This window comes from Micromonospora sp. DT4 (assembly GCF_049841675.1).
Lineage (GTDB): Bacteria > Actinomycetota > Actinomycetes > Mycobacteriales > Micromonosporaceae > Micromonospora.
The window spans coordinates 1-8,512 of sequence record NZ_JBNCKT010000164.1 but is presented as its reverse complement, the minus strand read 5'-3'; the positions used below and the strand labels follow the sequence as shown (position 1 = coordinate 8,512).

Genomic DNA, 8,512 nt, shown 5'->3' with positions numbered 1-8,512 from the left:
GCCAGATTCCAGTGCCCTCGCGCCGGAAGGCGGTCGATCGACTCCGCAGCGCGCCGGAATATCGTGCATGCCCCATTTTCAACGGAAATATCCTTAGTCTTTGCCGCTGCCGCTGCCGCTGCCGCTGCCGCTGCCGCTGCCGCTGCCGCTGCCGCCCGGACGACAGCCACCGGCTCGCCCCGGGCGTGCAGCATTTTCGTCCGGACCAACAGCGCAGGCTCTCGGCAAATCGCTCTCCGTTGGCCTCGGCGAAGCGGCCGGCCCCGTCGAGGGCGATAGCGGCCCGGTCGGGCATCCCGGCGGCCAGGAACATCTCGGCGGTCATGTAGTACTGGGTCGTGCCGTACAGCGGTGGATTTAGCATCGTCGTGGCCACGGCCTCTTCCGCCTCCGCCGCAGCGCCGGCCGGGTCCTTGCCGGTCAGCGCGCACGCCCAGCAATGGCTCACCCGCAGATAGACGTCGACGTTGACGAAGAAATGGTGAGGATCCGCAGCCTGTCACCGCTCGATGATCCGCAGGCACCACCACGGGTCGGCCATCCAGTGGGCGGCGTCGACGGCTCAATGATCAGCCGGCGGATCAGGAGTTCGGCTTCGGGCTGGAGCTGGCTGAAGGCGGCGACGATGCGCATGAAGAGGAAGTCGGCGGCCTCGGCCTCCTGCCCGAGATCGTGTGCCAGTTGCTCGGCGCGCTTCAGCAACGCCGTGTACGACTCGCCGTACCCCGCTTGCTGCCAGAAGACGGTGGCGAGCAGCGACACGGCCGACAGCTCGAGCTGTGTGAGGCCGGCGGCGCGCGCCACCTGAACGGCCGAGCGCAACTGCCGCTCGGAGGTCTCGAGTGCGGACTTGGCCTCCGCGCGACGGCCGGCGTGCAGCAGCGCGTCCGCGGTTCGCGCCGGGTCCGCGAGCGGTCCTGCGGCCGACAAGTGATAGGCGAGGCGTTCAGTGATCGACTCTGGATCGGGCTCGGCGGTCTCCAGCGCGTCCGCGATGCGAAGGTGCAGCCGGGCCGCTCGTCGCGGGGACAGGAACTCGGTTACCGATTCGCGAATCAGGTCGTGCGGAAACCGCAGCGAGAACGGGTCTCCGGGAGTTGGTTCGAGCACACCGAGCGTCACCACAGGCTCGATTCGGTCGAGGCACGTCTGGGCATCGATGGCAGCCGCACGCGCGAGGAGGGAGACGCCGACTTCCCGCCCCACCAGCGCGGCGATCTCGAGCAGCTCTTTCGCATCGTCGCCGAGATCCGCCGTCCGGCTGCGGACGACGTCACACACGGTGGACGGCACCGCAGAATCGAGGGCCGACGTTGCGGTGATGGCGCCCTGGTCGGCGAGCAGGCGAGACAGTTCCCGGACGAAGAACGGATTTCCGGCAGTCCGGGCATGGATGCTGTGCGCGGCGGCGAGGCCGGGCTCCATGCCGGTCTCCCGGCGGACTAATTCGGTCACCTGGGCTTCGTTCATCGGCCCCAGGAGGATCCGGTGATGACCTGGCACGCGGCTCACCGCGGCCAGGGTCCGCGACAGTTCGGTGCCTGGTGCCGGAGCGCGATCGCGCAGGGCACCGACGAGCACCGCGCCTCCGGGCAACCGCGCCGACAGGTGGCCGAACAACTGCAGGGAGGCCGCGTCCGCCCATTGCAGATCGTCGACGGTGAGGACCACCGGTCGCCTCGCGGCCACGTGCGCGACGAGGGCGACGACCTGCTCGAACAGGCGGAAGCGGGTGCCGTTGTCGAACGGCGCGGGCAGCGGGTTGAGATCGTCCGCCGGCTGCACGAGCGGGCCGAGCTCACCGGCGAGCCAGGTCGCCTGCGACTCCCGGGGCAGGCCGTTCAGTAATTCTCCGACCATCGTCACCCACGGCCACATCGACGCCGTTCCCTCGCCATTGAGGCACATTCCCCAGAAGGCCAGCGCGCCCGCCGCATGCGCGTCGGCGGTCATCTGCTTGAGCAGGCGAGTCTTGCCGACCCCGGGTTCCCCCTCGACGATCACCACCGCCGGTTTCCCCTCCAGAGCCGACCGTATGACGTTGTGCAGCACTCCGAGCTCGTCCACCCGGCCGATCAGGTCAGTTGCGGATGCCGCAGCCTGGGTGTCGATGTCGGCCGTCGGCTCGAGACCGTTCGCCAGCACCTGCCGCTGCGCGGCCTGTAGCGCGGCGCTGGGGCCGACGCCCAGTTCCTCAGAGAGACGGACGCGGACCGACCGGAACGCCTCCAGCGCTTCGCCACGAAGCCCGGCCGCACCGAGGCTGACGATGAGCGAGCTGTGCAGCTCCTCGTTGAGCGGCGCCATGGACACCGCGAGGTGCAGTGCCGGCAGCACCCTCCTCGGCTGTCCCAGTCGCACCGCGAGTTCCGCGGCGGCGACGCAGACGTCGTAGAACTCGGTGTCCAACAGCAGGAAGACCGGTGCCGCCTTGAAACCGAGCCCCAATCCGTGGCCTGCGGGGCCGTGCCACAGCGCGAGAGCGTCGACGAACCGGTCGAGCGCCCGGGAATCCTGGTTCTCGGCCAGCGCAGTTCTGGCCGCCCGGACCAGGTCGCGGAAGGCGACCAGGTCAAGTCCGCTGTCCGCGCTCCGGAAGAAATAGCCGTCGCCACGTCGTCGCAGGTAGGAACCGGCGTCGCGGAGAGAGAGGTCGGGCTGGAGCCGTCTGCGCAGCGCACCGACGTACTTGTAGATCACGCTGGGCGCACTGACTGGCGGATCGTCGTCCCAGAGCAGGTCGATCAACTGGGCTTTACTAATCGGTTGGCCCACCCGGGTCAGCAGCAAAGCGAGCATCAGCGCCTGCTGGCGCGGACCGGGGTCGAGCTCTACGTCACCACGCCAGAGCCGCAGCGGACCGAGGACCTGGAGGCGTAGCGAGCCCTCCGCGTCCGGCCCGGTCGGCAGCGATTCGCGCGGCACAGTCATGTCCGATCAACTCCCACATCGGATGAAAACGTTGTCACATCTGTTCACCTAGTTTTTGATCGTGACGATCTGTCGATCGGACCTCGTGACCAGCGTCTCCGACGAGGAATACTTCAGCCTGGCTGGGCGAGGGAGGGGATCATACAAGGCGGGCGTGACCTGCTCTACCGGCTGCCGAGGAGCTTTCGAGGGATCAAGCCGCGCGGCTCCTCGACCAGCAGGGCAGCCGCTTTCCTGAAGCATCGACGTGATCGCCATCTGCCCGAAGGGCATGGGCGCCTCGGTGCGAGCGCTCTACCTGCAAGGGACCGAGGAGAACGGGGTCGGCATCAAACGCCAGCTTTACCGTCGAACAGGACGTCAGCGGCCGACCCGTCGAGCGCGCTCTGGGCTCATCGGCCTGCACCGACGGCTCGGCGACGACGAGCGCGCCGCGTTCGCCGAGGTGTACGCGGAGCGCTCGTCGTCGTGGAGATTCGTGGAGATCACCCAAGAGTTCTACGATGAGGTTGCGTCGGGCAACGCGATCCGCAGTGTGACCCTTGCCGGGAACGGTCTGGCCCGCTTCCCGATGGGCGTGGCGTACATGGTCGACAACTGCTAGACGACGGCCGGGCTCGGGTCGCGCAAGTGGGCGCCGCGGTTCGACTACCTGCTCACCAGAGCACATACCCGACGATCTACCATGGGCCCAGCGAAGTGGACACCGCCTCGCCGAGGAAGAGTTTGTTCACAACCCGCAATTAACGTCGAGCCATGCTGCTTGAATCAAGATCGCCAGCAGTCGACGAGACCGTGCACCTGGTCCGGGCGGCGCAGCAGGGTGATTCGGACAGCTTCACCCAGATGTTTCAGATTCACTACGCGGGCATGCTCGCCGTGGCATACCGGCTCCTCGGACCCGGGCCGGACGCCGAGGACGCCTGCCAGGACGCCACCATCACGGCGCTCGGCCGGATCGGCGAACTACGAGACCCTACTGCCGTACGGCCCTGGCTGCACGCGATCGTCCGTAATATCTGCCTGAGCATCCTGCGCTCTCGCCGACCCGTGCCGGTCGGTGTGGCCGGGGCGAACCTGCCGGCCTCCGCGGACGACGGTCCGGTGGCGTCGATCGAGCGCATGGCCCAGCGTGACTGGATCTGGCACGGGCTGAAACAGCTGACGCCCAGGACCCAGACCGTCGCCATGCTTCGATATTTCAGCGACAACAATTCGTACGAGCAGATCGCCCTTTTGTGCGGAATCCCGGTCGGCACCGTCGCGAGCCGGTTGAGCGAAGCGCGGCGGCGGCTCGCCCACATTCTCCCGAGCATCCAGGGCGAACGGCACGACGACATCGATGCGTTGACCACCGAGCGACATGAGGAGGCCGGCACGATTCTCACCGCCGTCGCCAATGACGTTCCCCTGAGCCAGGTGGAACGACGGTGGGCGAAGGACATGACGATGTGGTGGCCCAGCGGCAGGATCAGCACCGGTCTGGGGTCAGTTTTCGCGGTGATGCAGAACAACTACGGCCAGGGTGTGACCGCGCGGCTCACCGGCCTGGTGGCCGGTCCCGGTGTGACGATCTGGGAGAACACCTTCCTCAACCCACCGGACGACCCCTACCATTGCCCGCCGGGGGCGACCTGGCTGCTTCGAGAGAAGGACGGCGTCGTGCAGGAGGTACGCCTGCTCTATGCTCCGCCCGCCGGCGAGCCACCCACCCAGCGTGAGCGGCCAGGCCCTCACCCAGCATAGGCAAGGTATGCATGTGTGCCGAGAGCGTTCCCACGGTGAGTGAGAGCGCCGGTCCTGTCGATCTCGGGGGGCCACCGGGCATGGACCAACCGTCCGATCCGCTTCGCGCTCAGATCCGTCTGCAGATCTTGGGCCCGGTTCGGCTGTGGCGTGACGGGGTCGAGCTCGATCTAGGACCGCACCAGCAGAGCGTTCTGCTGACTGCGCTCGTCGCCCGGGTGGGCCAGCCGGTCAGCCGGGAGGAGCTAATTGAGCTGTTGTGGAAACAGGCCCCGCCGGCAAGCGCCCTCAACGTGATTCACAAGTACATCGGCTCGCTGCGACGACTCCTTGAAGCCGGCCTCACCGTTCGAGAAACGGGGTCGTATCTCCAGCGGCGCGGCGACGGCTACCTTTTCGACAGCGGACCCAGCGAATTCGACCTGGTGACGTTCCGCAGGCTGGTCGAGACCGGTCGTACGGCGGCCGCCGTTGAGGACCGGCAGACGGCACTCGACCGGTTCGTCGAAGCGCTCGCACTGTGGCGAGGCCCCGCTGCGGACAGCCTGGCGCAGGTGCCGCTCTTCGTCGCCCTCAACGACGAGTTCTACGACGCGTGCTTGGCCGCGACGGACCTGGCGGTACGCCAGGGCCAGCCGGGACGGATCCTCCCGGCGCTGCGCCTGGCGGTATCGATGGCACCGCTGAACGAAGCGGTGCACGCGGCGCTCATCCTCGGGCTGGCCGCCGGCGGCCACCGGGCTGAGGCGCTCGCCGTCTTTCGGACGATCAGAAACCGTCTCGCCGACGAACTCGGTATGGATCCTGGGGCAGCCCTGCTTGCGGCCCAACGGCGGGCGCTGATGCAGACCCTTCCTATGGCAGCGGCCGAGGACGGCGGCCAGAGCGCCCGAGCCTGCCTGGTCGGCCGGACCGAAGAGCTGGCAGTGTTGCGCGAGTCCGTCACGGCCGCGCTCGCGGGCGAATCCGGGATTGTCGTGGTGGAGGGCGAGCCCGGCGTGGGCAAGACTCGGTTGTTGCTGGAGGCCGCTGCCGAGTCGGATCGGCGGGGCGTGCTGGTCGTGTGGGGTTCCTGCCTGGAGGGCGAGGGAACCCCGTCGATGTGGCCGTGGCTCGAAGCGATCGGAGCCATCCTCGCTAGCCTGCCGGACGCCATGCGGAAGACGTGGCTCGACGGCGAACTCGGCCACCTTGTCGAATCCCGCGCCGGCGGAAGTGATATCCGGCGGCTCCCCGAGAGCGGCGCCCAGTTCCGCCTATTCGAGGAGGCGGTGGCCCTCGTCCGGGAGGTGTCCGAACAACGTCCGGTCCAGATCATCATCGACGACCTGCACTGGGCCGACACCGCTTCGCTGCAGCTCTTCGCTCACATGGTTGCCCGCCTGCCCCTCCACACGGTGATCGTCGGCGCTCTCCGCGACCGGGCCCCGGCTCCCACCTCGGCGCTGTCGCAGACACTGGGAGCCGCCAGCCGGGTGTCGGGGCACCGTCGTCTCCGGCTTCGGACGTTCACCGTCGAGGAGGTGGCGGAATTCGTCCGCCGCGAGTCCGGCCGGGACCCTGCCGGTGCGGCCGCCGAGATCCACGCCCGCACCTCCGGCAACGCCTACCTGGTAGTTGAGCTGTCACGGCGGCTCGACAGCTTCTCCTTCTCCGCCGGGACCGTCCCGACGACCGTCCAGGACGTGGTCAGAGCACGGACGGCCGACCTGCAGGACGTCACCCGCGATCTCCTGCAGTGTGCTGCGGTCATCGGGCGGCAGGTTCCGGTACGCATGCTGGCCGCCGCCATGGCTGTCGACGTCGAGGCCTGCCTCGGCTGGCTCGAGCCCCTCGGGTCGCTGGGTCTGATCGAGCCGGTTCCGGACGATCCGTACGTCTTTCGTTTCGCCCACGACCTCGTTCGCGAGGCCATTGTGGGTAGCCTTCCGGTGTCTCGTACGGCTGTCCTGCACCTGCGGATCGCGGACGCCATGGGGCGCCGAGGCGAAGCCGACGAAGGGTTTGCCGAGCAGCTCGCGTACCAGCTGTGGACGGCCGGCCCGCTGGTCGACCCGGTCCGGACGGCGACCGCGCTGGTGCGGGCCGGACGCTTCGCGGTCACGAAGTTCGCCTTCCAGGCCGCCGAGCAGCACCTGCAACGAGCGGCACGGATCGCGCGCGGGGCCGGTCTGGCCGAACTCGAGCTGTCCGCGCTTTCACTGTTGGTCACCGTGTTCTGGAGGCAACAGGACTTCGTCGGCTCGTACGATGAGATCCTGCAGCGTGGCCGGCGGCTCGCCGACGACCTTGGTCGTTCGGTTCAGGCCTCCGAGTTTCTGCTGGCCCGCCTGGTGCTGGCCGTGAGCGGAGCCCGGCCGGAGCGCGTTGAGCTCGCTCACTGCCTGTTCGAGCAGGGCGAAGCCTCCACGGACCCGATGCTCCGGTCGTTCGGCGCGGGCGCGTGGGCGTTCTATCAGTGGGATCGCGGTGACATCGCCGAGTCGTTGCGATACTTCAGGCAGAGTGGTAGCTGCCCGGCTCACGTCGTCGCCGATCCACAGTGTGATCCGTTGCCGCACGATCTGCGGATAGTCGGCCCCATGCTGCATGCTTTGGTGGAAACCCAGCATGGCGACCTGGACGCTGCCCACTCGCGTTTCGACGAGTTGGAGGTCGCCGTGGGCGATGATCCACACTTGATATCGGTCTGGGCGCATTACTCAGCCATGGCGGCGGCGATGGCCGGCGACCACGATTGGGCAGGGCGCGTTGTCCGGCGGTGGACCGCCGCGGATCCCGGGCATCTGGTTCTTTCCGTCGACTCGTACCTGAGCATCGCCCGATGCTGGGTGCGGGCCATGAGCGGCCGCGAGCCAGCGAAAGCTGCGACCGAGGCCGAGAACGTGCTGGTTACGACACTGCTCGATCCGCCACGATCCGGCATCGCGTTTCACTACGGGCTGATCGCCGACATGTTCCTCGCCGCAGGGATGACCGACCGGGCGCGTGCCGTCCTCGAGCGGGCCGAGTGGTCTCTCGACGCACACGGCCAGCGCTTTGCCGAGGGCATGCTCCTGCTGTCACGGGCACGGCTGCTCCACGCCACCGGCGAGCCCGATGTGGTCGTCCGGGCCGCAGCCGAGAAGGCCAGAACCCTGTCCGCCGACAGCGGCGCCCATCTGATCGCCCGCCGGGCAGACGAATTCCTGGCCGGCCTGGCCTCACCGTGTTGACACCTGCTCGCCCGCATTCGATCGGGGTGTCGTCGCTCGGATTGAAATGATCATCACCCGCATCAGGGCGAAGCTGTCGCGACGATCCGTCGTCCCCTCGTAGGGCACCGGTTTGTCATCCTGATGGGGTATTTGACGAGGCTTACGCGTAATGCGTAGATCATTGGTTCCGGTCTCGGCGTGGTGGCTGTCGCAGCCCTGGCCGTATGGACCATATGAACAAGCGATGACGCGGCACCGACCCCGCCCGCCAACGACCAACGCGTCGTCGCGTCCACGCTACCGACGTTCCCTCCCTCTGCGGTCGTGACGTACCCCCGCATGGCCGCCAAGACCCCCGTCACCCAAAAGCCCCATTCGCCGCCCAAGCAGGCGGTCTGGAGCAAGAATGTCGCGGTCAAGTTTTCCTGGTTCGACAACGTGAAGGTGACCGGCGCCACTACGCTGGCCAACGTAACCGCCTACGACGCCGACGGCAAGAGGATCGGCCAGGTCCCAGGTGAACGGCATCGGCCAGCAGTAGGGCATTCCGTGACGGCGGAGTAACCGCCCTCAAGGTTCGGCCGGCCGAACCTTGGGCATCCATCCCGAGGCTCAGGGGAGCGGGTGTTGACGCGTGG

6 protein-coding genes are annotated in these 8,512 nt (G+C 67.9%); 4 read left to right on the top strand and 2 right to left on the bottom strand.

Annotated elements, in window-relative coordinates; translation table 11 throughout:
• Both ACLQ24_RS27320 and ACLQ24_RS27315 read right to left on the bottom strand, forming a co-directional pair.
• On the bottom strand, window positions 1–448 hold a 448-nt coding region (locus ACLQ24_RS27320), incomplete at its 3' end, for a hypothetical protein (RefSeq protein ID WP_425894613.1).
• Window positions 445–2,799 carry a BTAD domain-containing putative transcriptional regulator gene (locus ACLQ24_RS27315; protein WP_425894612.1) on the bottom strand — a complete coding sequence of 785 codons (2,355 nt, stop codon included), beginning with the start codon at window positions 2,797–2,799 and terminating at the stop codon, window positions 445–447. The genes ACLQ24_RS27320 and ACLQ24_RS27315, both read right to left, overlap by 4 nt.
• Window positions 2,800–3,178: 379 nt before the next feature.
• Here ACLQ24_RS27315 and ACLQ24_RS27310 point away from each other — a divergent pair, with 379 nt between their 5' ends.
• From ACLQ24_RS27310 to ACLQ24_RS27295, 4 genes are all read left to right on the top strand, one after another.
• Window positions 3,179–3,535, top strand: coding sequence for a hypothetical protein (locus tag ACLQ24_RS27310; RefSeq protein ID WP_425894611.1), 357 nt, complete (start codon window positions 3,179–3,181; stop codon window positions 3,533–3,535).
• Window positions 3,536–3,687: 152 nt separating this feature from the next.
• A complete protein-coding gene (locus tag ACLQ24_RS27305; protein WP_425894610.1) occupies window positions 3,688–4,677 on the top strand; it encodes an RNA polymerase sigma factor in 990 nt (329 codons plus the stop codon).
• Between the two features lie 35 nt (window positions 4,678–4,712).
• The gene (locus ACLQ24_RS27300; RefSeq protein ID WP_425894609.1) at window positions 4,713–7,892 is read left to right on the top strand and encodes a BTAD domain-containing putative transcriptional regulator; all 3,180 of its coding nucleotides are present in this window, start codon (window positions 4,713–4,715) and stop codon (window positions 7,890–7,892) included.
• A 321-nt stretch (window positions 7,893–8,213) separates the two neighbouring features.
• Window positions 8,214–8,438 carry a hypothetical protein gene (locus tag ACLQ24_RS27295; protein WP_425894608.1) on the top strand — a complete coding sequence of 75 codons (225 nt, stop codon included), beginning with the start codon at window positions 8,214–8,216 and terminating at the stop codon, window positions 8,436–8,438.
• Window positions 8,439–8,512: the final 74 nt, after the last annotated feature.